The 25,560-nt window shown below is 59.2% G+C and carries 24 protein-coding genes and 2 pseudogenes; 15 read left to right on the top strand and 11 right to left on the bottom strand.

The genetic code is table 11. From position 1 onward, the window contains the following. Nucleotides 1–96: 96 nt before the first annotated feature. The gene (locus SB765_RS00210; RefSeq protein WP_016499924.1) at nt 97–576 is read left to right on the top strand and encodes a VOC family protein; all 480 of its coding nucleotides are present in this window, start codon (nt 97–99) and stop codon (nt 574–576) included. 51 nt (nt 577–627) lie between these two features. Then, entirely contained in the window at nt 628–1,809 is a 1,182-nt protein-coding gene (locus SB765_RS00205; RefSeq protein WP_410930737.1) for a hypothetical protein, read from the top strand. Between the two features lie 84 nt (nt 1,810–1,893). On the opposite strand, the gene SB765_RS00200 is transcribed toward SB765_RS00205, so the two are convergent. Further along, entirely contained in the window at nt 1,894–2,253 is a 360-nt protein-coding gene (locus tag SB765_RS00200; protein WP_341795704.1) for a hypothetical protein, read from the bottom strand. Nucleotides 2,254–2,479: 226 nt separating this feature from the next. Between SB765_RS00200 and SB765_RS00195 the strand changes: the two genes are divergently transcribed. From SB765_RS00195 to SB765_RS00185, 3 genes are all read left to right on the top strand, one after another. Further along, nucleotides 2,480–2,794, top strand: coding sequence for a hypothetical protein (locus SB765_RS00195; RefSeq protein ID WP_341795705.1), 315 nt, complete (start codon nt 2,480–2,482; stop codon nt 2,792–2,794). A 115-nt stretch (nt 2,795–2,909) separates the two neighbouring features. Continuing rightward, nucleotides 2,910–3,110 (top strand): hypothetical protein, encoded by a 201-nt coding sequence (locus SB765_RS00190; protein WP_341795706.1) that lies wholly within the window; start codon nt 2,910–2,912, stop codon nt 3,108–3,110. 145 nt (nt 3,111–3,255) lie between these two features. Further along, nucleotides 3,256–3,471, top strand: coding sequence for a hypothetical protein (locus tag SB765_RS00185; protein WP_258657163.1), 216 nt, complete (start codon nt 3,256–3,258; stop codon nt 3,469–3,471). A 49-nt stretch (nt 3,472–3,520) separates the two neighbouring features. On the opposite strand, the gene SB765_RS00180 is transcribed toward SB765_RS00185, so the two are convergent. The 3 genes from SB765_RS00180 to SB765_RS00170 all read right to left on the bottom strand — a co-directional run bounded on the left by SB765_RS00180 (nt 3,521) and on the right by SB765_RS00170 (nt 6,093). Next, complete coding sequence (locus SB765_RS00180) at nt 3,521–3,829, bottom strand: hypothetical protein (protein WP_341798890.1); 309 nt, start codon at nt 3,827–3,829, stop codon at nt 3,521–3,523. Nucleotides 3,830–4,048: 219 nt separating this feature from the next. Continuing rightward, complete coding sequence (locus SB765_RS00175; RefSeq protein WP_410910656.1) at nt 4,049–4,417, bottom strand: hypothetical protein; 369 nt, start codon at nt 4,415–4,417, stop codon at nt 4,049–4,051. 611 nt (nt 4,418–5,028) lie between these two features. Then, nucleotides 5,029–6,093 carry an SDR family oxidoreductase gene (locus SB765_RS00170; protein WP_410930736.1) on the bottom strand — a complete coding sequence of 355 codons (1,065 nt, stop codon included), beginning with the start codon at nt 6,091–6,093 and terminating at the stop codon, nt 5,029–5,031. A gap of 73 nt (nt 6,094–6,166) precedes the next feature. Here SB765_RS00170 and SB765_RS00165 point away from each other — a divergent pair, with 73 nt between their 5' ends. Next, nucleotides 6,167–6,571, top strand: coding sequence for a MerR family transcriptional regulator (locus SB765_RS00165; RefSeq protein ID WP_410910654.1), 405 nt, complete (start codon nt 6,167–6,169; stop codon nt 6,569–6,571). Nucleotides 6,572–6,621: 50 nt separating this feature from the next. Here SB765_RS00165 and SB765_RS00160 read toward each other — a convergent pair whose 3' ends face one another. From SB765_RS00160 to SB765_RS00150, 3 genes are all read right to left on the bottom strand, one after another. Then, complete coding sequence (locus SB765_RS00160) at nt 6,622–7,896, bottom strand: Y-family DNA polymerase (RefSeq protein ID WP_410910653.1); 1,275 nt, start codon at nt 7,894–7,896, stop codon at nt 6,622–6,624. Beyond that, nucleotides 7,886–8,314 carry a LexA family protein gene (locus tag SB765_RS00155; protein WP_059396000.1) on the bottom strand — a complete coding sequence of 143 codons (429 nt, stop codon included), beginning with the start codon at nt 8,312–8,314 and terminating at the stop codon, nt 7,886–7,888. Before SB765_RS00155 ends, SB765_RS00160 begins: the two co-directional genes overlap by 11 nt. Before the next feature lie 332 nt (nt 8,315–8,646). Next, nucleotides 8,647–8,769 (bottom strand): hypothetical protein, encoded by a 123-nt coding sequence (locus SB765_RS00150; protein WP_341795711.1) that lies wholly within the window; start codon nt 8,767–8,769, stop codon nt 8,647–8,649. A gap of 198 nt (nt 8,770–8,967) precedes the next feature. On the opposite strand from SB765_RS00150, the gene SB765_RS00145 reads away from it, so the two are divergent. Continuing rightward, complete coding sequence (locus SB765_RS00145; RefSeq protein WP_230065121.1) at nt 8,968–10,398, top strand: IS1182 family transposase; 1,431 nt, start codon at nt 8,968–8,970, stop codon at nt 10,396–10,398. 347 nt (nt 10,399–10,745) lie between these two features. Here the strand turns inward: SB765_RS00145 and SB765_RS00140 are convergent, their stop codons facing one another. From SB765_RS00140 to SB765_RS00130, 3 genes are read right to left on the bottom strand one after another with little or no spacing between them, the layout of a single operon-like run. Then, entirely contained in the window at nt 10,746–12,149 is a 1,404-nt protein-coding gene (locus tag SB765_RS00140) for an ATP-binding protein (RefSeq protein WP_341795714.1), read from the bottom strand. Beyond that, nucleotides 12,146–13,960 (bottom strand): DAHL domain-containing protein, encoded by a 1,815-nt coding sequence (locus tag SB765_RS00135; protein ID WP_341795715.1) that lies wholly within the window; start codon nt 13,958–13,960, stop codon nt 12,146–12,148. Before SB765_RS00135 ends, SB765_RS00140 begins: the two co-directional genes overlap by 4 nt. Continuing rightward, complete coding sequence (locus SB765_RS00130) at nt 13,957–14,955, bottom strand: cytochrome-c peroxidase (RefSeq protein WP_410910650.1); 999 nt, start codon at nt 14,953–14,955, stop codon at nt 13,957–13,959. The genes SB765_RS00135 and SB765_RS00130 overlap by 4 nt, the downstream gene beginning before the upstream one ends. A 198-nt stretch (nt 14,956–15,153) precedes the next feature. Here SB765_RS00130 and SB765_RS00125 point away from each other — a divergent pair, with 198 nt between their 5' ends. From SB765_RS00125 to SB765_RS00100, 6 genes and pseudogenes are all read left to right on the top strand, one after another. Continuing rightward, nucleotides 15,154–16,524: an HD domain-containing phosphohydrolase gene (locus SB765_RS00125; RefSeq protein ID WP_341795717.1), complete on the top strand. Its 1,371-nt coding sequence runs from the start codon at nt 15,154–15,156 to the stop codon at nt 16,522–16,524. A gap of 367 nt (nt 16,525–16,891) precedes the next feature. Continuing rightward, a pseudogene (locus SB765_RS00120) lies at nt 16,892–17,086 on the top strand (hypothetical protein); the annotation flags it as partial. Then, a pseudogene (locus SB765_RS00115) lies at nt 17,010–17,261 on the top strand (hypothetical protein); the annotation flags it as partial. The pseudogenes SB765_RS00120 and SB765_RS00115, both read left to right, overlap by 77 nt. Before the next feature lie 32 nt (nt 17,262–17,293). After that, nucleotides 17,294–18,574: a tyrosine-type recombinase/integrase gene (locus SB765_RS00110; protein ID WP_410930735.1), complete on the top strand. Its 1,281-nt coding sequence runs from the start codon at nt 17,294–17,296 to the stop codon at nt 18,572–18,574. A gap of 32 nt (nt 18,575–18,606) precedes the next feature. Next, on the top strand, nt 18,607–20,193 hold the full coding sequence (locus SB765_RS00105; protein ID WP_012272468.1) for an ABC-F family ATPase: 1,587 nt from the start codon (nt 18,607–18,609) through the stop codon (nt 20,191–20,193). 112 nt (nt 20,194–20,305) lie between these two features. Then, nucleotides 20,306–21,568: an MFS transporter gene (locus SB765_RS00100; RefSeq protein ID WP_410931049.1), complete on the top strand. Its 1,263-nt coding sequence runs from the start codon at nt 20,306–20,308 to the stop codon at nt 21,566–21,568. Here SB765_RS00100 and SB765_RS00095 read toward each other — a convergent pair. Then, the gene (locus SB765_RS00095) at nt 21,530–22,576 is read right to left on the bottom strand and encodes an alpha/beta hydrolase family protein (RefSeq protein WP_410910647.1); all 1,047 of its coding nucleotides are present in this window, start codon (nt 22,574–22,576) and stop codon (nt 21,530–21,532) included. The two genes, SB765_RS00100 and SB765_RS00095, sit on opposite strands and share 39 nt — an antisense overlap. A 200-nt stretch (nt 22,577–22,776) precedes the next feature. On the opposite strand from SB765_RS00095, the gene yghU reads away from it, so the two are divergent. Further along, on the top strand, nt 22,777–23,616 hold the full coding sequence (gene yghU / locus SB765_RS00090) for a glutathione-dependent disulfide-bond oxidoreductase (RefSeq protein WP_341795722.1): 840 nt from the start codon (nt 22,777–22,779) through the stop codon (nt 23,614–23,616). Between the two features lie 141 nt (nt 23,617–23,757). Beyond that, nucleotides 23,758–25,461 (top strand): amidase, encoded by a 1,704-nt coding sequence (locus SB765_RS00085; RefSeq protein ID WP_341795723.1) that lies wholly within the window; start codon nt 23,758–23,760, stop codon nt 25,459–25,461. Nucleotides 25,462–25,560 lie beyond the last annotated feature (99 nt).

The following is a 25,560-nucleotide window of genomic DNA, read 5'->3' as shown; positions in this document are numbered from 1 at the left end:
GAAAATCGATCTAGCGCCATTGTCGATTTTCCATCAGCGCAAACGACTCTAAGCAACAGGGCGCCCTCCGGCGCCCACCGCAAAGGAGAGTCGAACATGGCAGTCAAACCCATCCCGGAAGGCCAGCACAGCATCACCCCCTACCTGGCCATCAACGACGCCGCCAAAGCCATCGAGTTCTACAAGGAGGCCTTTGGTGCGGTCGAGATGTTCCGCCTCGATGCCCCTGGTGGGCGCGTGGGCCATGCCGAATTGAGGATCGGTGACTCGTCGCTGATGCTGGGCGACCCCTGCGACATGGAGGGCGGCCTTACCGCCAGCCAGAAGCTCAGTGGCGCAGGCGTGGGCCTGCACCTGTATGTCGAGGACTGCGACAAGGTATACGCCCAGGCCCTGGCGGCTGGCGGCACCCAGTTGCACCCCTTGACCGACCAGTTCTACGGCGACCGTAGCGGCACCCTGAAGGACCCGTTCGGCAATATCTGGTTCGTCTCCACCCATAAGGAGGACCTGAGCCCTGATGAAATTCGTGCCCGCGCCGCGAAGATGTTCGGCGGTAACCCAGCGGCAAGTTGAAAGCGGCGCGACTTTGCTTGAAGCTTGAGGCTCGTAGCCTGGAGCTGCTTCATGCGAATCATCGACAAAACCGCTGCGCAGGTGCGCAGCCTGACCTCCGCCGAAGAGGAGCTGCTGGTCGGCTTTGCTACCGGCAGCCTCGTCGGCCCACGCCTGCTGCAGGCCAACCAGCTACTGATGAAGGTGCGCAACGCCAACCAGTGGCTGGCCTGTGACTGCCGCAACGACGCCTTGCCGGTGCTCAATGTCACCCTTAACGGCAGCACCGGCACCTTGTTCCTCAAGAACAACCCAGGCACCGCCGAGCACGCGCCTGGCTGCCCGTTCACCAAGGACGAGCGGGAGGCTTCCGAGCGCGAAGACGACCCTGCGCCACCCGCCGCCTGGCTACCGCCCGACACGCCATTGCGCCTGATTGGTGACTTTCGCGCCAGTAACGCCAGTGCCACCAGTGATGGTAACGAGCGGCGCGAACAGCAGCGCCTGCTGTCGCTGTTACTGACCTGGATAGAAACCAGTGGCCTCAATCTCTACGCCACCCACTTGAAAAAAGACCTGACCACGCAGTTTGCCGAATTGCGCAGCGTGGCCAGCCGCTACCCGCTGCTGGAACGGGTACCTGCCAGCAACTACCTGGAAACCCGGCTGGACATGAAGCACATGATGATGCTCAAGTCCCGCCTGCGCGAAGCCACCGTGTTCGGCAACCATCGCCGCCATGGGTTGATGCTGGACTGCGTCGACCAGATCAAAGGGCGCAAGCTGTTCAACAACCGCAGTGAAGACGGCTTCGACTTCCAGGGGCACCACCTGTACTGGGGCGGTAGCCGCACCACCGGGCCCTTGCTGGCCCTGATGATCTACTCGCCGACCAGCGCCGGCAGCCATTTCTATGAGCTGATCCACGTGGCCAGCGTGCCGGTGCTGTCCCGTTCGCATCTGTTCCCGGTGTATCGCGATGAAGAGCGCGAACCGCTCAAGGCCCTGGTGTCGCTGATCGACTGGATGGCCAGCAAAGGCGTCAAGGTGCAGATGCGCCGGCCAGTGATCGGCGGCCAGGTGATGGATGAGCTGGTGCTGACCTCGGACCAGGACAGGGTGTTGTCAGTGTCGCTACTGGAACAGCCCATCGGGCCAGAGCCGGACACCGAAAACTTCAAGCGCTACGCCGACTTCAAGAGCCTGGAAACCTTCCGCAAGTTCGTCGCCGGTTTCTTCATGCGGGAGCGCTGAACGCCGGACAGTACATGCCCCGCTGCAGCAACGGTCTTGTGGCGCGACCGGGGCGCAAAGGGGCCCAGGCTCGCGGGTACCGATTCAGTCCAGGCATTCCTTGGCCGCCTGGCGCAATTTGTCGCCAGACAGGAAGCTGCCCTTGTAGAAGGTCGCGCGGCTGCCCTCGCGAGCGTCGACCACGTCCAGCACATCGTCACTTGCCACCGCACTGGATGCCGTCAGCCGGTAACCGTGGGCAATCGACTTCTGTGTGGCCTGGGGTGCCAAGGCCTGCCACTTGGGCAGGACACAGGCAGCATACTGCTGCGGTGTTTTTTTGGTCAGCTTGCTGGCAGTGGGTTTGCCGGGCGTTGCGCAGCCGACAAGAGTGGCAACTAACGCAGAGGTGAGAAAGATACGAAAAGTAGGCATTTGCAATTGGCCGTCAGGGATACGCTGCATTCTAGCGAGGGTTGCGCCGAGTTTCTAATCAACCAAGGTCTTGCAGCTGAATTTTCGCGCAATTGACACAGCACCAACGCGCCAGCAACAACAAACACACATAGCAGCTTGTTTACTGGCGCCCGGTAGCAGCAATTAATTGTTGTGACCCAAGGAACGAATTCATTCTGCCCTGCTTCTGATTAACATCACGGCATCACCGGCCGGCTTTGCTCAGGAGAACCCCATGCTCTGGTGGCTGGACCTACTCGCCCAATATGCAACCTCCACCGGCCTCGCCGTGCTCTGTATTTTCGTGTTCTGGGCTTATGGCCTGGCATTCGGCAGGGCCTACATGAAGCTGCTTTCTGGCCTGCTGGCCGCCATGCTGCTCATGATCGCCGCATGCCCGCATGGTGTGGACTTTGCGCTAGGCAAACACCTGGCGCAGGGTGATAGCAGTGCTTTGCTGCTGTTTCTTGCAGATGCTACAGGCGTGATCACGGCGGTGGTGGTGGCCTCGTTTTTCTTCAGCCCAGGACGGTTGCCGGACGAAGCCTGAGCGGGTGGCATACAGAGCACCTGATATTTCTGCCAGTAGCATGGGCGGCTGAACGCTGAGAAAGTGAACCTGCCAATGGGGCATCACACCGCGACTCGGCCAGGAACTACACACCATGCAAAAGAACGCCAACAACACGCAATTCTTCTATCAGAATGGCAAGCTGGTCACACTTAAAACCGGTGAACAGGGCCGCAGCATCTTTCGCTCCTCGGACGTGCCACTTGCCGAGCAGCAATCAGACGGCACTCACACCAGCGGATTGCTGGTGACCGACGACAAGGGTTCGGTATTGCAGGTGCGGGAAAAAAGCTGAACCTCCGACGCCACTGCAGGGATCGCACAAGCTTTTCAGAGCTCGGTCCAGGAGGGGCCTTCCACAAATCTGTTGCGTTTCACCCGGCCCTGAGGCGATGCTCACGGGACCGATGAAGCAATAGACAAGGAAGGCCTTTAGCACCATGGAGACGCTTCACAGCATCAAGTCGGATCTGGTCCGAACAGCCGATCATCTGGAAAAACTCAGTCAGGCCATGAGTGGCCACGCCCGGTTCATGGAGGCGCGGGGCAGTTCGCAGCGCGAGATCGATGTCACAGCGCACATCAGGTCTATCGATGTGGTTGCGGACGAGCTGCGCTCTGTGGCTGCGAAAATCGACGACATCAAAGGCGCTTGATGATGAGCGAAGCAGGTGACTGCTTCGCATCAGGTGCCCGGGCAGCCAGTCAGCTGAACTTGAGCTTCGCCACTTTGCTCAGCGCCCAACCACTGAACACGTAGAACGCATCCAGGTAAAAGCGCCCCGCATAGTTGGGCAATGGCGCGTGATTCAACAGCACATCCGGGTCGGGCGCCGGTGGAAACAGGGCATAAAAGCCGTTGGGTAGCACCGCCAGGGCCAGCAACAACAGGTAAGTCGAGGCTTGCAGCAGGGTGCTACGACTGCTGAATCTGGCGGACCATTTCAGGCCGTAGTATGCAACCAGGCCGGCAACGGGCAACACCCAGAAATGCGTGGGGATCCCAATGAACATTTCGGCGACAACGCTTCTGGCTTCCACCCACTGTTCTCCATTCAAATGCGTGAATTATCGCGGTCAAGGCAGGCAAAAGCAAAACAGGCACGGCTCCAGCCAGTTCTTGAAATTTGCCGGTGAACCTGCATACAGCGCGTTGGGCGGAAATCATGATGACGTTCCTACACAAAAAACCCGCTTTCGATAGCGGGCTTTTAGTGTAGAGGGGTCATTGCATCATGCTTTCGAACACATCAACGCGGCATCCAGCAACCGGCCATGGTCGTACCAGGCATCACGTTGATAGGCCGTGAACTGGTGCTGGCCTCCTGTGCTGCGCAGCTCCACAAGGCCACCTGCCTTGTTGGGGTCGGTGCTTTCGATGAACAGTCTGACCGAGTGATCGCCATCGACCTCGTAGGTTTTCACATTCCCTGGAAGTTCGCCCTTCACGCACCCCAGATACGCCGGTGGGCTTTTCGCGGTGGTGCCAGAGGTATAATCATGCCCGTCACGCACGTCAGGGTTTTGTGCGCAACCTGCCATGAACACTGTGGCGAAGGTGGACACAAGCAATGCGCCTGCTACCGATCTTGAACGATTCACGCGTCACACTCCTGCTCCCCCATTGAGAACCTGGGAAAGTGTTGCCAAGTAGCACGCCCGTTTTTTAGTTTTAGTGAGCCCATGTTACTGCTCAATGACAACCGTGCCATAGGGTTGTTTGCTATATGGGTTCAGGATGCATTTGAGTTATGGCCAGGCTTTTCTCCAGCGGCTTTTCTCGCAAGCATCAGGCCGGCCAGCCTGCCGCAAGGATTCCGGCGGGGCTCGGGCATGTCACAGTCGGAGGGGCATAAGCGACGGCAAATGACCCCAACTCCGAGTATTACCGAGCCCACTTTCGGGGTCAGGCAATGGCCTTGAGAAACACCAGGGTTGCCACCAGATCCAGTACCAGCACAGCAGCCACAACGAAAACCATGTAATAGCGGTCATCCTGAGTCATTTCGGCGCTCTCCGCGAGGTCAATGTCTCAGGGTCACAGCAATTACCGTTCCAGCACCGAACCGCATCCAACCGCTACCATTGCGCTCATGCGTGGCGGCCTTCGTCACCGCTCTTTAGAGTATGGCGAGGTCTTGCTGATATAGGCCACGTGCCGAACGCGAGCTCCCTGTCACATGTATTGCTTGAGCCATTACCGCTGGCCTGCCTCAGTGGAGAAAGTGATCCTTGACGTATTGCACCGTCTTGTCCAACGTGCGCGCCATGTCGGGATGTTTTAACTGATACTTGCGCTCCCATTGCTCGCTATCACTCATGTCGAAGCGCTGCGTCTGGATAAAGTCCAATGACTCGGCACTGATCGCAAACCGTGCTTCCAGCCCGGGAATCGCCAAAAGCCACCTGAGCAACCTTATCGGTAAATGCCGGCGTGGCGCCTTGACCTCCAGCGTTTTTGCGATCTGCTCAAGCATCCCCTGCAGGCTCGATGTGTGTTCATGCAGCGCCAGCGCCTGGCGGTTGGCCATCGAGGGGTCGAACGCCACACAGGTCATCATCGCCACCAGGTAGTCAACGCTGACTAATGGCAGCCAGTGCCTGGGGGAGCCGGGGACCGCTTTGAACCGACCTTGTGCCAGATTTCGAACGAGTGCGACCAGAGGCTGCCCTTCCAGGATGTGACCACTCTCGCTGTGGCCGCACACCGTAGCAGGATGAACGATCGTGTAGTCCGCGCCCGCATCCTGCATATAACGGATGACTGCAAAATGTGACTCGATCTTGCTGCCTTCGTAGCCACCTACCCGGCCGTAGACTGTGGGCCAATTTGTGTTTTCAGGGCACTCTTTATCAACACCGACACGGGCAAGGTGATCAAGGTTCTGCAGCATGAAGCCGCCCACCATCAGCAATCGGATGCGCTGGCTCGCCGCAAGCTTGGCGACCCTCAGCGCCCCAAGCACATTGACAGCCTGGGCGCGCTCCATTGACAGCCCCCAGGAAAACTCCGCGGCGAGGTGGAAGATCACAGAGGCCGAAGACACGCACTGCTTGTCCGCTTCGCTGATCCCAAGCCCCTCTCTGCTGATATCGCCCTCAACGGCATGGATATACGCAGGATTACCGCCCAGTTGACCTACCTGTTTTCTGAGACGCTCAATATTGCCAGGGGTGCGCATAAGCACCCAGGCCTTGTACCCGGCAGCGGTAAGACGGGCCAGTAGATGTTGCCCTACAAATCCACTGCCGCCTGTGACGAAACATTCCACACTCATGTCTGATTCCTTGTCTGGATAATGGGTGCAGGCTAAGGTGTAGAGCACGCTCTATAGTCAAGGGGTTTTTAGTGTGAACATTGGAGAGTTAGAACGCCGCAGTGGCGTCGGTCGGCATACATTGCGCTATTACGAACAGCTCGGGCTTATCGTGGCACAACGACAGGCCAACAATTACCGCAGTTACAGCGATCAGACGGTTGTTGACCTGGCCTTTATACAGGGCGCCCAGAGTGGCGGTTTTTCCCTCGCTGAGATTGGAGAAATTCTTGCAGCCAAGCGGGGCAACAAGATCGATTGCGCGCAAGGCGCAGCCTTGGTCGCCAGCAAGATGACCGAAATTCAAGCGAAGATCGCCACGCTTCAAGCCGCTTATGCCTTTCTGAATGCAGAGCATGCGAAGCTTGAAGCCAGTGCCATTGCCAACGGTCTGATTACTCCCAGCTTAGCTGTCCATCTGCATGCCTCTACGCCATAGCCTCCGGCAAGGCCATTCGCTCAGCTCGTCCAGCCACGCCGATGGCAGGCTTAACATTTCACCGTCCAGAGCTGATCGATCCGCGTCGTATAGGATTGGCTCATCATCTCCCTCCTCATCCCCCAGTCCGGGGATGCCGGCACGCTGGCGGCTCGCATCGTCCCCCTCCCCCAACGCCCGTTGATGTCATCCATCACCTGCATCAGTCGATCACATGCCACTGACTGTTTGAGCGCAAACAAGTCCTCTGAAAAATCACCTGGTTGCCGCAGGTCCATCAGCAGCACTTCTGCCTTGCTGTAGCGAAACCCTGGCCTGAAGATTCGTCCGACCGCATCGGTGGCCAGTCGGGTCATCAGCAGCGTGTCACAGGTGGGGTATGGCAGCTCCACCAACGCGCCCTGTGCGTGGTGCGCCTCATCCGGGTTGAACATGCCGGTGCGAATGCTCACACGCATGCGCTTGCACACTGAGCCTTGGGCGCGGAGTTTTTCCGTTGCTCGGCCGACGTAAGTGGCCACTGCCTGCTTGATGGGCGCCAGCTCTGTCAGCCGCTTGCCGAACATCCGGCTGCAGCAGATTTCCTGCTTCGGGGGGTCGGGGTCGTCCAGTTCCAGGCACGGCGTGCCTGCGAGCTCGCGGGCAGTCTTCTCCACCACCACACTGAATTTCTGCCGCAGCGTCCAGGCATCAGCCTTGGCCAGATCCATCGCCGTATGAATGCCCATCGCCTCGAGGTGGGCGGTCATCCGCCGCCCGATGCCCCATACCTCTTTCACTTCGGTGTTGCGCAGCACCCAATCGCGCTTGAACGGATCGGTAATGTCGACCACACCCCCGGTCTGCGCCTGCAGGCACTTCGCCGTATGATTGGCCAGTTTGGCGAGCGTCTTTGTGCCGGCGATACCGACACCCACGGGGATACCGGTGCACTGGAAGATCCTGGACCGCATCTTGCGTCCGAACTGGGTCAGGTTTTCCTGTACTCCGGACAGATCAGCGAAGCACTCGTCGATGCTGTAGATCTCAGTGGCCGGCACCATCGAGTCGATCAGGGTCATGACCCGCTCGCTCATGTCGCCGTACAACGCATAGTTGCTGCTGAAAGCCTTGATGCCGTGCCGGCGCAGCTTGTCCTTCACTTGAAAGTACGGCTCGCCCATCTTCACGAAGGGCTTCGCGTCGTATGACCTGGCGATCACGCAGCCGTCGTTGTTGCTCAACACGACGATCGGGGTTTTGGCCAGGTCGGGCCGAAACACGCGCTCGCAGCTCGCGTAGAACGAGTTGCAGTCGATCAGCGCGAATACCTGTTCACTGCGCATGGTCGCGAACGCTGTAACGCACAACGCCCCAGACAACGAGCTCGTCGCCTTCCATGATGTACCGTGCCGGGTAGGCGGGATTTTCAGATTTCAGGATTACCACGCCATCGCGACGATGCAGACGCTTGCAAACGGGCTCGCTGTTGACTGCAGCGATGACAATGTCCCCATGCTCCGCCTCACGACCGCGGTCGACGATGACGATGTCACCCGAGTAGATCCCCGCCCCTTGCATGCTGTCGCCCTCCACTTTCACCAGATACACATGAGGTGCGCGAAGGTCGAATAGCTCATCAAGGGAAATATGGCCTTCCAGATGGTCCGCGGCAGGCGAAGGGAAACCAGCCGGAACGTGAAACGAATACAGAGGTAGCAATTCGGTTCCGCCGGTGGGCGTACCCAAAAATGTGATGGTCATGGTGGAAGGCCTGATGAGAACTGTATGTATATACAGTAAATCTGGCATCAGGTGCCCGGTCAATCCTGACGGGTAAAAATTCTGACGGACGAGAGGTGAGGTATGTGCGGAAGGTACCTTTGAAATTCTGGAGCGCGACTCTGAAAAAATACAAAAGGAGCACCTCTAAGCCTGCAAGAGTGGCCAGCCCTACCAAATCGGCGTGCCGGTCTGGCACATGCATGAGTCGATCGAGCGCTTGCAGCGCCTGGCCAAGTGCTGGCGCATGGTCGCCCGGGGCAGTTCAGGCCAGTGGCGTACGCCGGGTCGGCGGCGTTATGGGAGGAAGTGAGTCAAGGCGTAAAGCCTTCGTCCTGGCTTTCATCAGGCGGAATGATGTTCCAGAGGTTCTCGCTGGCTGCCTGCGGGGCCTGCGCCTTCTTCTCTTCCTCGGACTCCCAGCATCCACTCAGCAACAGCGCTGATCCCCCTCCTCTCCCCCTCATTTCCCTATCAGTGGTATCAAAATTGGCATCACCTCGGAGCCGCGGTTGGCTGTCCACTTTCGACCCATAGCTGCCCTTCGCGAAAGGCAGCTACCGGCCCAGAGTGTGTAAAAACGCCCGGACAAACCCTTGCTATGATTTCTGAGAATTTCATCGCAAGGGTCGCCTATGAAACGGTTTATTCAGGGTGAACACCGAGGCCAAAGCACCTTACTGCCTGAAAGCCTCGACGACTACGTCAGTGATACCAATCCGGTGCGCGTGGTCGATGTCTTCGTCGATGAACTCGACCTCACAACGCTAGGGTTTGATGGCGCCATTCCCGCCGACACTGGACGACCTGCCTACCATCCCGCTGTCCTGTTGAAGATCTATATCTACGGTTATCTGAACCGCATCCAATCGAGCCGACGCCTTGAGCGAGAAGCCCAACGTAACGTCGAACTGATGTGGCTAACCGGGCGGCTCATGCCCGACTTCAAAACCATCGCGAACTTCCGAAAAGACAACAGCAAGGCCATTCATGGGGTCTGCCGACAGTTCGTTGTGCTGTGCCAGCAGCTTGGGCTTTTTGGAGAAAACCTGGTTGCCATCGACGGCAGTAAATTCAAGGCAGTGAATAATCGTGACCGAAATTTCACCAGCGCCAAACTCAAGCGGCGGATGGAAGAGATTGAGTCGAGCATCAGCCGTTACCTGGCTGCACTTGATGCGGCTGATAGGCAAGTGCCAACTGCCTCCGAACCAGACGGCGCACGCCTCGCAGAGAAAATCGAGAAGCTGAAAGCTCAAATGAAGGAGCTTCAGCTGATCGAATCTCAGCTTAACGATTCGCCTGATAAGCAGGTCTCGCTGACCGATCCAGATGCCCGTTCGATGATGACGCGCGGAAGTGGAATCGTCGGCTACAACGTGCAGACAGCAGTCGATACCCAGCATCACTTGATCGTCGCCCACGAGGTTACGAACGTCGGCTCTGACCGCGACCAACTCAGCTCCATGGCGAAGCTCGCGCGTGAAGCCATCGGCTCAGAAACGTTATCGGTCGTGGCTGATCGGGGCTACTTCAAAGGTGAAGAAATCCTGGCCTGTCACAACGCCAATATCAGCGCCTACGTGCCAAAGCCGATGACCTCAAGCGCCAAGGCAGAGGGTCGTTTCAATAAAGATGCCTTCGTTTATGACGCGACAAAAAACCAGTACACCTGCCCAGCTGGGGAGGTACTGATTTGGCGTTTCTCCAGCATCGAAAAAGGCATGAATATGCACTGTTACTGGAGTTCGAGCTGCCAGAAATGTGCGCTGAAACCGCAGTGCACGCCCAGCACAAATCGCCGAGTCAGGCGCTGGGAGCATGAAGCGGTGCTGGAGCAAATGCAGCGCCGACTAGACCAAGCCCCGGACATGATGCGAGTGCGAAAAAGGACTGTTGAGCATCCCTTCGGGACGCTCAAACAATGGATGGGATCTACGCACTTCCTAACTCGCAAGCTGGTTGGCGTCAGCGCGGAGATGAGCCTTAACGTGCTCGCCTACAATATGAAGCGAGTTATGAAAATCGTCGGCACGGAAGGTTTGATGAAAGCAATGACGGCCTAAAAGGCCCAGCTTTTGCCGCTGTAAAAGCCACTGAAACACGCCCTGAAGGCCAAGGAGCGTTACCGGTGCGGATCTTGGCGAACGCTTGGAATATCGCAACGACCAGAAGCCATGGGCTAACTCACCAGCAACTTGAAAGTGTTTTTACACACTCTGGGCCGTTAGCTGCCCTCCGCCAAGGGCAGCTATGGGTCGAAAGCGGCCATTCAGGACCGGCCGCTTTCGACCCATACCGGCCTTTAGCGAGGGGGCGTAATCGGCCAGAAGCGGACGGGTCTGCCTCTTAAAGAAAGGGTTTCACCTTAGGCTTGGAGGTCTCTACAAGGGGCAATTCAATCCACATTCGCTCACTGCCTTACCTGTTGGCTGATTGGCAGTTGTACACGAAACGTTGTCCCCACCCCGACCTGGCTCGAAACGGTTATCTCACCACCGTGTTTCTTTACAATACCGTAGGAGAGGGACAGACCTAGTCCGGTGCCTTGTCCTACAGGCTTCGTGGTGAAGAAAGGGTCAAAGATTTTCTGTACGTTTTCCGGTGCTATCCCAGCGCCTGTATCTGTAACCTCGATGCATACCCAGTTGTCGTGTTGGGCAGTGCACAACGTGATGGTTCCACGCTCCGGCCCCATAGCCTGGGCGGCGTTAATCACCAGGTTCAAAATTACCTGATTGATCTGCGACGGCAGGCATTCGATCTCGGGCAACGGCTGGTACCGCTTTACCACATCTGCCTTGAATTTAAGCTCGCTGGCAACGATGTTTAGTGTGGAATCGATGCCCTGCTGCACGTTGGCCCATTGCCACTGCTGGGTGCTGTCAGCACGCGAAAAGTCTTTTAGGTCCTTGACGATCTGCGCCACGCGAACGATTCCGTCCTTGGATTCCTCAATCAGGATGGGAATGTCTTCCCTGAGGAATTCCAGCTCAGTGTGCTCGCGCAGCCTTTGCAAGGCCATGGTGGTTTCGCTTTCGCCCAATAGCTGCTCTACCTCGCGATAAGCGTCGAGCATCGTCGTTAGTTGCTGAAAGTACCCTTCTAGAGTGCCGAGGTTGGAGGATACATACCCGATCGGATTGTTAATCTCGTGTGCTACGCCAGCTGCCATCTGCCCCAGTGAGGCAAGCTTCTCCGACTGCACCAGCTGGCTTTCAAGTTGCTTACGCTCGTCGATTTCCTGCTGTAAAGCGTCGCTGGCCTGCTTCAGCTCATGGGTGCGCCGCTCAACCCGCTGTTCGAGCTGGTGCATTTGCAAAGAGGCGCGCTGAGTCATTTCCCACTTGGTCAGCAGGGTGTTGGCCATCTGCTGGACCTCAATGTTGTCAAACGGCTTTTTTAGGATTAGCAGGCGGTCGTGGGCCTGTAGCCGGTCGAGCAGTTCCTCCCAAGAATAGTCTGAGTATGCGGTGCACACCACCACTTGCAGCTGCGGGTCCGCCTGCCATAGTTGCTCGATGGTCTTAGCTCCGTCCCAGCCATCCGGCATGCGCATGTCGACGAAAGCCAGCGCGTAAGGCTTCTGGGCATGAAGCGCCCGTTTCAACAGGTCAAGACCTTCCTCGCCGCCATAGGCCGAATCGAGTTCGACAACCGGCCGTTCCTGCTTGGGCTGATTACCGAACAGTAACGTCTCCATCTCGTCCAGCTCGGCGGTCTGCGGCCTGACTGGGCTCAGGACTTTGCGAAAGTCCTCATGGATCGATGGCATGTCGTCTATCAGCAGGACTCGGCGATTAGATAAGCTACTCATGCAGGCTCCCGCACCGCGGTTAGCGGGATCCTCAGCGTGAAGAGCGCCCCCAGACCAGGGCCGTCGCTGTGAGCGGTTAGTTGGCCATTCATCTCGATCGCGGCCAGGGCGCAACTGTGCAAGCCGAAGCCATGCCCATCCTTGCGGGTGGTGAAGCCGTGGGCAAATATCTTCTGCAGGTTTTCCGGGGCAATGCCTTCGCCTTCGTCCAGAACGCTCATTTCTAGGAACCCTCCCTCGATGATCCGCGTCCTTAAGGTCATGGTCCTGTGCTCGTTGCCTTGACCGGACATGGCGTACTTGGCGTTACTGATCAGGTTGATCAGGATCAGCAACATTCGATGCCGGTCACCCATCACTTGGGGTAGCTCATCGAAGTCGCGCACCACGTTAACTTGGTGCCGACTCAGCGCCCCGGCGTTCATGCGTAGCGCGTCTTCTATCAGATCGTTGACCGACAGCGGCTCGTGCACACTCTTGGCCCCCGCATAGGATTGCTGGGTGGCCACCACTTCCTTGATGTGGTCCACGCTCTTACTCATCCGGTCTAACTCGGCCACAATTTCGCGCTGCTCATGAGTGATGGCCTCGGTCAGCTGGTTGAGGTAGCCGGGAAGTAATTTGCCCTTGGGGTCTTCGGTAAGAAATTGGCCGAGCTCGCCTGAATGCTCATCGAACATTTGCATTGCCTTGCCCAAGCCTCGGGTCTTGCTGCTGCGCAAGGTTTGAGCAATGAGATTAGAGGAGGTGTTCACGCTGTTAAGCACGTTGCCTACATTGTGCAGCACGTTGGTGGCGATCTCTGCCATGCCAGCGTGGCGCGCGGCATTGAACAGTTCGCTTTGGGCATTCTTGAGCTCCCGAGTGCGATCCTCGACCCGTTGCTCTAGAACTTCATTGGAAGCCTGCAACGCGTTGTTGACCCGCCTCACCTCGGAAAAGCTCCGCACCAGCAGGGCAGCCAGACACACGACCGAGAGCATCAGCAGGCCGGAAAGCCACAACGTGAAGAGGTGATACTTACGATCGTTTTTCTCAACCTGCTGCTGGTCCCGATCCAGCAGGCTGGTGATGGTATCTAATCGTTCGGCGACAGGGATCGTCTCGATGTCCGCGAGCAGGCGGTTGACGATAGGTTGCTCGCGCAGGATCAATGCCACATGACTGCTCAACAGTTTGACCGGCGTCTGAAACTCGCTGGGCAGGTTCTGCACGTTGACAGCCAAATTGCCCAGCCCGAGCTCGATCTCTGCCGCCTTGTCCGCAGACGTAACCTGTGCGAACTCCAGGGCACTGAGCAACAGATCATAAGTGTCGGTGGCGAATGCATGGACCTCCTGCCGGCGCGGGTCGAGAACCTTGTTTAGCTGGGCTTGGATAGCGTCCTCGGCAGCAGGGAGAAACGCAAGGGAGTTTCGCAGTAGAGCATTGTGCGACTTGAATTGCTCGACAAGCCGAGCTTTTTCCCCAAGCGCACCGAGAAAGCCATCGTGGGCATCACGCCATTGTGTAGAGCTGTTGCGCCCTTGCTCAGCTTCTTGGCTGTCGAAGCGTGTCCAAAGTTGCCTCATCTCTTTGAGGGGCGTCACAAGTAGATCGTAGTCATGGGATATGGCTACCCGCGCCTTGAGCATTTCGTTTTCCCACACCGCATCTTGCTGCTTGAGCTGACGAATAAGATCCCGAGATTCATTGTAGGTTTGTGTCTGCTCTGAACCGGAGTTCAGGTAAAGGAACAGCAGCATTGACGATAGCGCCAGGACCAAACCACTGAGTGAAAACAGGCTTCCGCGTCGGGAGATTGCACTCATGGCTGCCCCACATTTTCAGAGGTGAGGGTTTTGAGAAACATCACAATCAGTTCACGGTCTTCGTCGCTGGGTATCCGTCCAAGCTGGTACTGAAACATCACGTCAACCGCGCGCTCCAGAGTAGGAGCCGAGGCATCATGGAAATAGGGCGCGGTCATCGCCACGTTTCGTAGACTCGGAACCTTGAAGACACCTCGATCCGCTTCGGCACCGGTCACGTTGAAACGTCCTAGGTCGGCGTGAGTCGGGTTTCCACGATCGATCGTATAGTCACCGAATACGCCGAATTTTTGGAACATGTTGCCACCGATGTTTACACCTTGATGGCAGGCGATACAGCCATAATCCTTGAAGCGCTGGTAACCGTATTTTTCCTGCAAGGTCAGCGCCTCGGTGTCGCCCTGCAGATAACGATCAAAGCGGGCGCCGGGTGTTAAAAGGGTCCTTTCGTAGGTAGCCAGCGCGTCGAGGATGTTGTCCTTGGTCACGGTATCCTGGTAGGCATCGGCGAAGGCCTGGCGGTAACGGTTTTCGCCGGAGATGCGCTGCACTATCACCTGCCAGTCCCCGCCCATCTCATGGGCACTGGTGATTACTGCATTACCTTGCTCTTCTAGCGACTCAACTCGGCCATCCCAGAACTGGCGGAAATTGAGACTGGCATTGAAGACCGTCGGAGTATTGAGTGACAGTTGCTGGCCATCTACTCCGATCGAAAAGGCATGGCCATCGGCCCCGTATTTATCGAGACGGTGGCAGCTCGCACAGGATAAAGAGCTATTGAGTGACAACTGTGGGTCGTTGAACAATTGGCGTCCCAGTTCAACGCGCGCAGGCGCCAGTATGGGAATCGGCGGCAGGGGTTTGAGCGGTTCGTCCAGAGGTTCGGCCCCTACGGCCGAGCACAGAGCCAACAGCCCCAGCAAGCGCAGGCAACTCCACAAGCGCCCCCTGTAACGCAGATGAGGATGAAGACAGGTATTAAGCTCGACCATCAGGGAGAGTCCTTTTCCCATGGCTGACGAATACGAGAATGCATTGCCATCAGGTTAGATGCCTTCGGCACTTTTTGCCTGTCGTCTGCCGATCTGTGTTCCGATGCGCATGGCAATAAAATGATCTAGCCTTTGCCCAAGCACGCTTCGCTCAGGAACTGACAACGTGCCGCCATCGACCTACGCGCGAGGCCCCACATGGAAGTGCAATCTACCCCGAAAACAGCCACTCGGCCGACTGTGATACTGGTTGATGACGAAGAGCCAATCCTCAACAGTCTGCGTCGACTATTAAGGGGTCAGCCCTATGACGTGGTGTTGGCCACCAGCGGTGAACAGGCGCTGGCGCTGATGACCGAACGGCCGGTAGATCTTGTGATGAGCGATGCGCGTATGCCGGGCATGGACGGTGCAACGTTGCTCGCGCAAGTCCACCAACGCTATCCCGCAGTCGTGAGGATCATGCTTACTGGCTATGCAGACCCTGGCGCGATCATCAAAGCTGTCAATGATGGTCGTATCCACCGTTACATCAGCAAGCCGTGGAACGACGACGAGATGCTACTGACTTTGCGCCAGGCCCTTGAGCATCAACATTCCGAGCGCGAGCGCCAGCGGCTGGAGGTACTCGCGCGAGTGCAGAACGCTCAATTAAAGCTTTTAAACATAAATTTGGAAAAGCGCGTGGCAGCCCGCACCGCCGAATTGCAGCAGACAGCCGACATGCTCGATCTGGCTTACGAAGAACTGAAACACAGCTATGTCACCGGAACTGAAGTATTCTCGATGCTGGCCAACCTGCGGCTGCCGCCGGCTAAGCAGACCAACCGTCAGATCATTGAGCTAGTTCGCTGTTACTGTACGGCGTACGCCTTGGACGAGGCGGCTAGTCGCGACCTGACTATGGCGGCGGCGTTGTACAACATCAGCAAGCTGAGTTGGCCAGACAGCATGATCGTCGCGCCTTCGGACTTGCTTATGCACAGTGACCGCGAGCGCTACCGCGATTATCCACGCCAAAGCGAATCGCTTCTGATGACCCTGGAGCCTATGAAGGATGCGGCGCGGCTGATCCTCCATCACCAAGAGCACTGGGACGGCAGCGGTTTCCCTGACCGCCTCAAAGGTGAAGCCATTCCGTTCGGCGCCCGCCTGCTTAAGCTGGCTGTGGACTTCGTCGAACTGCAGCGTGGACTGATCCTCGAAAGGCAGATGAACAGCGACGAGGCCCTGCTCTACCTTCGCAAGTACAGCGGCCGTCTTTATGAGCCGGCGCTACTTGACGATTTCGTCGACGTCTGCGCGACGTTCCTCAGTGATCTCACCTTGGCGGACCCTGAAGTACGTGTTTGCGCTACCCGCGATCTGGTCCCCGGAATGGTGCTAGCGCGCAATTTGAACGCTGACAACGGCATGTTGCTGCTCAATGCCGGAAAGGTTTTGAGCGCAGCACTGGTGGAAAAGCTAGTAGCTTTCGAATCCATGGAGGGGGGAAAATACTGCATTTTTGTCAGGGCCCCATTGGATGAAGATTTAACGCGTGGGGCGTCAGGCTCAGCTCTGTGCTGAACTGAAGTCGATACGAGGAGCAGCTACTCGCTCATCAGGGGCGCTTATGTTTTCCTGCGTACTTATATGACTGCAATTGGCGATACTGTCCTCGGTGAAGGGCTGCTCTGGGTCGAAAGCAGGAACGCCTGCAACTCCACGTGCAACAGCTACGGATGTTACTAGCTTCTGGTACTGCAGCAGTAGCGTGAGAATCAAGTCTCAGGCCGCGCCGAAAGCGGCCTGTGGGTCTTGCCTGTCTAATACAGGTCAGCCAGTTTCCGCGATTTTGGCCCAGTAAAACCGAGAAGCTCCAAGGCAGTTTTAGACAGCGTCAGCCCCCCCATCCAGGCGTTCTGCCTACGACGATCCTTCCTGGCTCGTCCCCATCCCATTTACTCGAAATTTCATAACTGAACAGGCCGATAAGGCTGCAGAGGCAGGCGGCTACTCGACGCTGATCATCGACAGCTACTCCCACGAGTGGGTCGGTTCGGGCGGCTGCCTTGAGATCAACGACACGATCGCCAAGCAGCGCTACAAGGGCAACACCTGGTCGGCCAGGAACGAGACGACGCCGCGCCACCGCAAGCTGGTCGACACCATCCTCACCAGCCCGCTGCACATCATCTGCACCATGCGCAATCCCCGACAGCCAGCTGCAGGCCGGCAACCAGCGCCAGCTCTCCCCGCACGAAACACAACCCGAACCTACACCCGCACTGGCGCCTGGGCGCTGGATTGGTGAGAGGTATCAGTACATGGCCTACCTGATCTACAGGGGCCCGCGATGGGCAAGAACTGCAACACCTGCAAATGGCTGGAGTGGGTCGACGGTGAAAGCGAGTCGGACACCGGCTTCACATGCAACAAGCGCCATCAGCAGATGTGGGCCGACGGCCGCGAGCAAGAGCTGCTCGACAACACTTGGAACGGTGAGCGTCGCGGGGAAACCCTCGCCCATCCCGCGACGGCGCAGGGGATCCGCGCAGCCAGCCGTGTACGTGATCAAGTAATAAACCTGATCCGTCACGGCCTGCTGGATGACGAGAAGTATGCCGAGCTATTCCCGGGCTCGGAGGTGGCCCGCCAGACGGCGGAGTCCATCCCGAGCCTCGGCGCCTACACCCAGATGTGGCTGGATAGTCGAGATATCGTTGAAGGCACCCGCAACAACTACAAAAGCGTCTTCAACATCTACTGGATGCCATACCTTGGCCTTCGTCGGATCGACATGATCACGCCGACCATGCTTCGCGGGGTTATTTCGCAGATCCAATGGACATCGGTGGGGGTCAAGCGCAATGCGATCATCAAACTCGCAAGCGTATTCAAGACAGCGGTTTTCGACGGCTTGATCACTAAAAACCCCACTGCATCGCTCGATAAGCCGAGGGTCGTCAAAAAGGTCGTTGACCCGTACACCCGCTCTGAAGCGGAGACGATCATCTCCCACCTCTATGCGACACTTCGGAAATATTCGCAGATATATGCCGCATTCTTCGAGTTCTGCTTCTTTACCGGGGTGCGCCCAGGTGAGGCCATGGGCCTGAAGTGGGAAGATGTTGACCTTGAAGAACGGTCCGTCTCGATTCGTCGAATCATCGTGAATCGATCTCCGCAGGAGCGCACGAAGACCAAACAGCACCGGGTGGTACTGCTGAACGAGCGCGCGCTCAATGCCATTAAGCAGGCCCAGAGAATGGCGAACCTTCGACGCATGGCATCCAAGTCAGCCAACCCCGAAAGCCCTTTCGTGTTCCAACCGAGCAAAGGTGGGCTGTGTATCAACGAACCAAGTGTTACAATCCGCCAATTCAAATCGGCGCTGAAGGCGCTGAACATCCGTGAACGCCGTCAGTACGACACCCGCCACACCTACGCAACCATGTGCCTGATGTCTGGGATGAACCCCGTGTTTATCGCGAGCCAGCTTGGCCACAGCGTCGAGATGTTGCTCTCTACCTACGCGAAATGGATCAGCTCCTCCTCGGACTGGAGGGAGCTGGAGAAGCTGCCGCCCCGAGTCGAATTGGCCCAAAATTGGCCCAAGACTGACGACAGGGCCTAAATACACCTCTGGAACCCCCGCAGGACAAGCACTTGATTTCTACCGCTAACATCACCATGCAGTTCGGCTCCAAGCCGCTGTTCGAAAACGTTTCCGTAAAATTCAACAACGGCAACCGTTACGGCCTGATCGGCGCTAACGGTTGCGGCAAGTCGACCTTCATGAAGATCCTCGGCGGCGACCTGGAGCCGTCCGGTGGCCAGGTCATGCTCGAGCCGAACACCCGCCTGGGCAAGCTGCGCCAGGACCAGTTCGCCTATGAAGAATTCACCGTGATCGACACCGTGATCATGGGCCACGGCCAGCTGTGGAAGGTCAAGGCCGAGCGCGACCGTATCTACTCGTTGCCGGAAATGACCGAGGAAGACGGCATGGCCGTCGCCGAGCTGGAAACCGAATTCGCCGAAATGGACGGCTACACCGCCGAATCCCGCGCCGGTGAACTGCTGCTCGGCCTGGGTATCCCCCTGGAGCAACACTTCGGCCCGATGAGCGAAGTGGCGCCAGGCTGGAAGCTGCGTGTGCTGCTGGCCCAGGCATTGTTCTCGGACCCGGACGTGCTGCTGCTCGACGAACCGACCAACCACCTGGATATCAACACCATCCGCTGGCTGGAAACGATCCTCACGGCGCGTAACAGCACCATGATCATCATTTCCCACGACCGCCACTTCCTCAACAGCGTCTGCACCCACATGGCCGACCTGGACTACGGCGAGCTGCGCCTGTTCCCGGGCAACTATGACGAGTACATGACTGCGGCTACCCAGTCGCGCGAGCAATTGCTGTCGGACAACGCCAAGAAAAAGGCACAGATCGCAGAGCTGCAGACCTTCGTCAGCCGCTTCTCGGCCAACGCCTCCAAGGCCAAGCAGGCGACTTCGCGCGCCAAGCAGATCGACAAGATCCAGTTGGCCGAGGTCAAGCCTTCCAGCCGTGTCAGCCCATTCATCCGCTTCGAGCAGACTAAAAAGCTGCACCGCCAGGCGGTAGTCGTCGAGAAGATGGCGAAAGCCTTCGACGACAAGGTGCTGTTCAAGAACTTCGACATTACTGTCGAAGCGGGCGAGCGCGTTGCGATCATCGGCCCCAACGGTATTGGCAAGACTACCCTGCTGCGTACCCTGGTCGGCGAAATGACCCCGGATGCCGGTTCGGTGAAATGGACCGACAGCGCCGAAGTGGGCTACTACGCCCAGGACCACGCTCACGACTTTGAAGACGACCTGAGCCTGTTCGACTGGATGGGCCAGTGGACCTCCGGCGAGCAGGTGATTCGCGGCACCCTGGGGCGCATGCTGTTCTCCAACGACGAGATCCTCAAGTCGGTGAAGGTGATTTCCGGTGGTGAGCAAGGCCGCATGCTGTTCGGCAAGCTGATCCTGCAAAAGCCTAACGTGCTGGTGATGGACGAGCCTACCAACCACCTGGACATGGAATCGATCGAGGCGCTGAACCTGGCGCTGGAAAACTACCCGGGCACCCTGCTGTTCGTCAGCCACGACCGCGAGTTCGTGTCGTCGCTGGCCACCCGCATCATCGAGCTGTCGCCCGATGGCGTGGTGGACTTCAGCGGCACCTACGACGATTACCTGCGCAGCCAGGGCGTACTGGTCTGATTGATGGGTAAGGCCTGGCCATTGTGCATGGCTGGGCCTCTTCGCGGGCTTGCCCGCGAAAATCCCACCGCCAGCCCTACAGCTGACACAACCCGATGAATAATTCGTTAGCCTGCTTTCATTTCCTTCATGTAACAGCCATCATGGAACCACGCCCAACCGCCCGCCCGCGAAAGAGCCCATGACCGCGCAACAACCTGCCCCCGCCAGCAACACGCTGCACATCACTCAGCAGATCCTGTCGATCGTTTTCTACACCTTCATTGCCTTCCTCTGCATCGGCCTGCCGATTGCGGTGCTACCCAGCTACGTGCACGACCAACTGGGCTTTGGTGCAGTGATCGCCGGGGTAACCATTGGCCTGCAATACCTGGCCACCCTGCTCAGCCGCCCGTTTGCCGGGCGCGTTGCAGATACCCTCGGGGGCAAGCAAGCCATCCGTTTCGGCCTGATGGGAATTGCCGGCTGCGGGGTATTGACCCTGTTATCGGCCTGGACCCTGACGCTGCCCCTGCTGAGCCTGGCGCTGCTGCTTGTGGGCCGTTTGCTGCTCGGCATCGCCCAGGGGCTGATCGGTGTGGCCACCTTGAGCTGGGGCATCAGCCAGGTCGGCCCCGAACACACCGCCAGGGTGATCTCATGGAACGGCATCGCCTCCTACGGCGCGATTGCGATTGGCGCGCCCCTGGGAGTGTTGGCCGTGGATGGGCTGGATTTCAGCGTGCTGGGGCCAGCTTTGCTAGTGCTGGCAACCCTTGCCATGCTGGTGTTGCGCAAGCGTCCCGACGTGGTGGTGGTACGCGGCGAACGCCTGCCGTTCTGGTCGGCGTTTGCCCGGGTCGCGCCGTGCGGCCTTGGCCTGACCCTGGCCTCGATCGGCTATGGCACCCTGACCACCTTCGTCACCTTGTACTATCTGGAGCGCGGCTGGGTTGGCGCAGCCTGGTGTTTGAGTGCGTTTGGTGTGTGTTTCATCATTTCGCGGCTGCTGTTCGTCAACGCGGTCAACCGGTTTGGTGGTTACAACGTGGCGGTCGCCTGCATGGCCACTGAAGTGCTCGGCCTGAGCCTGCTGTGGCTCGCGCCTTCGCCGGCCTGGGCTCTGGTTGGCGCAGGGCTTACCGGTTTCGGGCTGTCGCTTGTGTACCCGGCGCTGGGCGTCGAGGCAATCCGGCAGGTCCCCAGCAGCAGCCGCGGCGCGGGGCTGGGGGCCTATGCGGTGTTCTTCGATATGGCCTTGGCTATCGCCGGCCCGGTGATGGGCGCAGTAGCCGTGCACCTGGGCTATTCCTCGATCTTCTGCGTGGCTGCCCTGCTCGCCCTGGCCGGGGTGGGCCTAACGCTGTTGCTGTCGCGGCACGCTCGCCGCAACTGACCGCTCGGCCAGTTGCGGCGTGCCCAGCGCCTGGCTGAAGAACGCCGCCGTTTCACGCTCTAGCGAATGATGGATATGGCGGCGGTCCACGCCCTCGGCATCTTTGCACAGCGCCGGCATCCGCGCGTACTGCTCGGCGTCGCAGTGGGCCATGAACACAAAGTGGCCGGCGCCGGCCAACAGGCGGTAATCGGGGGTGACCGGCAGCTTGCGGGCCAGAGCCTCGGCGTTGCGGTCCACCGCCACCAGTTGGTCGCTATCGCCGCTATAGATCAGGGCTGGCACCTGAACCCCGGCCAAGGCATGGCGCCCGAACAGCAGGCTCAGCGGCGCCATCAGCATCACCGCCCCTACCCGCGGGTCGGCCTGCGGCGCCAGTTCGCTGCGGTCGGCAATCAATATGCCGTGGGTCTTGCAGGCGTCGGCGTCGTTCGGGCGCTCCAGGCAGTACTGGCGCAGGCGGTCCAGGTCCGGGCGCGCACCGGAAAGGATCAACGCGGTTTCGCCACCAGCCGAATAACCGATCACGCCCACCTTGCCGTCGTCCAGATAAGGTCCGACCAATGCATCATCGCGGGCGGCGGTGATTGCGGCGCTGACTTGCAGCGGCCGACCATACAGGTTGCTCAGGGTGCCCAGACGACTGTGGTCGCGGGCGTTGTCCCCCGGGTGCACTACCGCCACCACCACGAAGCCTCGCCGCGCCAACGCGGTTGCCAGGTAGTGCAGCGCCAATGGGCTGCCGGTATTGCCGTGGGACAGGACCAGTAACGGGAATAGGCCCGTGGCGACGGGTGCCTCTTCAGCCACCTCGACTGGATAGCCGTCTATACGGCTACTACGGGGTTTACCAATAGCCGGGTAGAACGCCAGTGCTTGCATCGGCCGGCTATCGACCGGGTCGGCCAAGGTCATAGGGTGCAGGCCGACAACCCGCGGCGCAGCCTCGGCATGGGCCAGCAGGCCGCCGAGCAGGACCAGCGCCAACAGGCTGCGGGGGATAGTCATCGGCCAGCGGTTCCTTGCAGGGCGAAGAGATAGCCCAGCATAGAGCCGGCCTGGCTTGCGCCGGATGAAAACTGGATGAAACCATCGTCATGCAAGTTGCGCGCGCACCCTATGCATTTGCGCATGGCGTCGAACCCGTGGCATAGATACAGGTCCACGTCTTTACGTGACCGTTTCGCGCCAATGAAGGAGATTCATGCATGAGCAAGCCCGCCTATGTACCCCCCAAGGTCTGGCGCAACGAGGCAGCCTCCGGCGGCCAGTTCGCCAGCATCAACCGCCCGGTTGCCGGCCCGACGCACGACAAGGACCTGCCGCTGGGCAAGCACCCGCTGCAGCTTTATTCCCTGGCAACACCCAATGGCGTCAAGGTCACCATTGCCCTTGAAGAGCTGCTTGCCTTGGGCCATACCGCAGCCGAGTACGATGCCTGGTTGATCCGCATTGGTGAGGGCGACCAGTTTTCCAGCGGCTTCGTCCAGGTCAACCCCAATTCCAAGATCCCTGCCCTGCTCGACCGCAGCGTCGAACCAGCTGTGCGGGTATTCGAATCGGGTTCGATCCTGCTGTACCTGGCCGACAAGTTCGGCGCACTGCTGCCAAAATCGCCCGCTACACGCACCGAGAGCCTGAATTGGCTGTTCTGGCAGATGGGCGCGGCGCCTTACCTGGGCGGTGGCTTCGGTCACTTCTACGTGTACGCCCCGGAAAAATTCGAATACGCGATCAACCGCTTCACCATGGAGGCCAAGCGTCAACTGGACGTGCTCGACCGCCGCCTGGCCGAGAGCCGCTACCTGGGCGGTGATGAGTACAGCATTGCCGATATTGCCGTGTGGCCGTGGTATGGCCAGCTGGTGCGCGGCAACCTGTATGACGCGGCAGAATTCCTGGCGGTGGATGAGTATCCCAACGTACAGCGCTGGGCCGAGGAAATTGCCCTGCGCCCGGCGGTGCAGCGCGGAACTCGGGTAAACCGGACGTGGGGGGATGAGGTCAGCCAGGTGCCCGAGCGGCATACGGCGCAGGACCTGGACTGAGGGTTGGCCGGGGTCGCTGGGCGACCCCGACAATGCCCGCTTGCATAAAACCATTTGCCCCCGCGCAAACCTGCGTCCGCCAAGCCCTTCTTGTACACTCCTCGCACTAGCCCCCACCTGCACAATTTTTTTGGTGAACGCATGATCGAGGTAACCGAGGTTTCCATTGCCGAGCTGCGCGACGCACTCGAGTCGGGCCGCACGACGGCGGTCGAGCTGGTCAAGGCCTACCTGGCGCGCATCGACGCCTACGATGGCGCCGACACCGCCACCGCCCTGAACGCGGTAGTGGTACGCAACCCCGAGGCGCTCAAAGAAGCCGAGGCCTCCGACGCCCGCCGCGCCCAAGGCCAGGTTCTGAGCCCGCTGGATGGCATCCCCTACACCGCCAAGGACAGCTACCTGGTCAAAGGCCTGACCGCCGCTTCCGGCAGCCCTGCCTTCAAGGACCTGGTCGCCCAGCGCGACGCTTTCACCATCGAGCGCCTGCGCGCCGCGGGTGCCGTGTGCCTTGGCAAGACCAACATGCCGCCCATGGCCAACGGTGGCATGCAGCGCGGCGTGTATGGCCGCGCCGAAAGCCCATACAACGCCGATTTCCTGACTGCGCCCTTCGCCTCGGGCTCGTCCAACGGTGCCGGCACCGCCACCGCCGCCAGTTTCAGTGCCTTCGGCCTGGCCGAGGAAACCTGGTCCAGCGGCCGTGGCCCGGCGTCCAACAATGGCTTGTGCGCCTACACCCCATCGCGCGGCGTGATTTCGGTGCGCGGCAACTGGCCGCTGACCCCGACCATGGACGTGGTGGTGCCTTACGCCCGCACCATGGCCGACCTGCTGGAAATCCTCGACGTGGTGGTCGCCGATGACGCTGACAAGCGCGGCGACCTGTGGCGCCTGCAGCCCTGGGTGCCGATCCCGGCGGCATCGACTGTGCGCCCTGCCTGTTACCTGGACCTGGCAGTGGATGCCAGCGCACTCAAGGGCAAACGCTTTGGCGTACCGCGCATGTACATCAATGCCGATGCCGAAGCAGGCACCTCCGAAAAACCAGGCATCGGTGGCCCGACCGGCCAACGCATCAACACCCGCGCTACTGTAATCGACTTGTGGCAACAGGCACGCCAGGCCCTGGAAGCGGCCGGTGCCGAAGTGCTGGAAGTGGATTTTCCGCTGGTGTCCAACTGCGAGGGCGACCGCCCGGGCGCGCCGACCGTTTACAACCGCGGCATCGTCAGCAAGGAGTTCCTGCATGATGAGCTGTGGGAGCTGTCGGGCTGGGCGTTTGACGACTTCCTGCAAGCCAACGGCGACCCCAAGCTCAACCGCTTGGCCGATGTCGATGGCCCACAGATCTTCCCGCACGACCCGGGCACCCTGCCCAACCGTGAGGACGACCTGGCCGCCGGCATGGATGAGTACGTCAACATGGCCAAGCGCGGCCTGAAGACCTGGGACCAGATCGAGACTGTGCCTGACGGCCTGCGCGGCCTGGAGCACACCCGCAAACTGGACCTGGAAGACTGGATGGACAACCTGGGCCTGGACGCGGTGCTGTTCCCGACAGTGGCCGATGTGGGCCCGGCCGATGCCGACGTCAACCCGGCATCGGCGGACATCGCCTGGAGCAACGGTATCTGGGTGGCCAACGGCAACCTGGCGATCCGACACCTGGGTGTACCGACCGTCACCGTGCCAATGGGCGTGATGGCCGACATCGGCATGCCGGTGGGGCTGACCTTTGCCGGGCGTGCCTATAGCGACAATGCGCTGTTGAGCTTTGGTGCCGCCTTTGAGGCGACCGGCTCGCGCCGGATGATTCCGCCGCGCACCCCGGCGCTGGGCTGAGTTTGTGGGAGCTGGCTTGCCGGCGATAGGGCCAGCAGAACCACCGCAGATCGCTTAATTCAACTTAATGTGTAAAACTACACAAAATGTTGATTTTGC

It is taken from the genome of Pseudomonas sp. SIMBA_067 (assembly GCF_046534675.1).
GTDB classification, from domain to species: domain Bacteria; phylum Pseudomonadota; class Gammaproteobacteria; order Pseudomonadales; family Pseudomonadaceae; genus Aquipseudomonas; species Aquipseudomonas putida.
The sequence above is the reverse complement of the archived record's forward strand: the minus strand, read 5'-3'. Positions and strand labels throughout refer to the sequence as shown.

What these genes read in the sequence shown, in the direction of transcription:
- SB765_RS00095 (WP_410910647.1), bottom strand. Translation starts at nt 22,576, where the DNA reads ATGACTATCCCCCGCAGCCTGTTGGCGCTGGTCCTGCTCGGCGGCCTG.
- SB765_RS00135 (WP_341795715.1), bottom strand. Translation starts at nt 13,960, where the DNA reads ATGAGTGCAATCTCCCGACGCGGAAGCCTGTTTTCACTCAGTGGTTTG.
- SB765_RS00155 (WP_059396000.1), bottom strand. Translation starts at nt 8,314, where the DNA reads ATGACCATCACATTTTTGGGTACGCCCACCGGCGGAACCGAATTGCTA.
- SB765_RS00190 (WP_341795706.1), top strand. Translation starts at nt 2,910, where the DNA reads ATGCAAAAGAACGCCAACAACACGCAATTCTTCTATCAGAATGGCAAG.
- SB765_RS00185 (WP_258657163.1), top strand. Translation starts at nt 3,256, where the DNA reads ATGGAGACGCTTCACAGCATCAAGTCGGATCTGGTCCGAACAGCCGAT.
- yghU (WP_341795722.1), top strand. Translation starts at nt 22,777, where the DNA reads ATGAGCAAGCCCGCCTATGTACCCCCCAAGGTCTGGCGCAACGAGGCA.
- SB765_RS00145 (WP_230065121.1), top strand. Translation starts at nt 8,968, where the DNA reads ATGAAACGGTTTATTCAGGGTGAACACCGAGGCCAAAGCACCTTACTG.
- SB765_RS00085 (WP_341795723.1), top strand. Translation starts at nt 23,758, where the DNA reads ATGATCGAGGTAACCGAGGTTTCCATTGCCGAGCTGCGCGACGCACTC.
- SB765_RS00200 (WP_341795704.1), bottom strand. Translation starts at nt 2,253, where the DNA reads ATGCAGCGTATCCCTGACGGCCAATTGCAAATGCCTACTTTTCGTATC.
- SB765_RS00205 (WP_410930737.1), top strand. Translation starts at nt 628, where the DNA reads ATGCGAATCATCGACAAAACCGCTGCGCAGGTGCGCAGCCTGACCTCC.
- SB765_RS00125 (WP_341795717.1), top strand. Translation starts at nt 15,154, where the DNA reads ATGGAAGTGCAATCTACCCCGAAAACAGCCACTCGGCCGACTGTGATA.
- SB765_RS00210 (WP_016499924.1), top strand. Translation starts at nt 97, where the DNA reads ATGGCAGTCAAACCCATCCCGGAAGGCCAGCACAGCATCACCCCCTAC.
- SB765_RS00140 (WP_341795714.1), bottom strand. Translation starts at nt 12,149, where the DNA reads ATGAGTAGCTTATCTAATCGCCGAGTCCTGCTGATAGACGACATGCCA.
- SB765_RS00130 (WP_410910650.1), bottom strand. Translation starts at nt 14,955, where the DNA reads ATGGTCGAGCTTAATACCTGTCTTCATCCTCATCTGCGTTACAGGGGG.
- SB765_RS00110 (WP_410930735.1), top strand. Translation starts at nt 17,294, where the DNA reads ATGGGCAAGAACTGCAACACCTGCAAATGGCTGGAGTGGGTCGACGGT.
- SB765_RS00160 (WP_410910653.1), bottom strand. Translation starts at nt 7,896, where the DNA reads ATGCGCAGTGAACAGGTATTCGCGCTGATCGACTGCAACTCGTTCTAC.
- SB765_RS00195 (WP_341795705.1), top strand. Translation starts at nt 2,480, where the DNA reads ATGCTCTGGTGGCTGGACCTACTCGCCCAATATGCAACCTCCACCGGC.
- SB765_RS00180 (WP_341798890.1), bottom strand. Translation starts at nt 3,829, where the DNA reads ATGTTCATTGGGATCCCCACGCATTTCTGGGTGTTGCCCGTTGCCGGC.
- SB765_RS00170 (WP_410930736.1), bottom strand. Translation starts at nt 6,093, where the DNA reads ATGAGTGTGGAATGTTTCGTCACAGGCGGCAGTGGATTTGTAGGGCAA.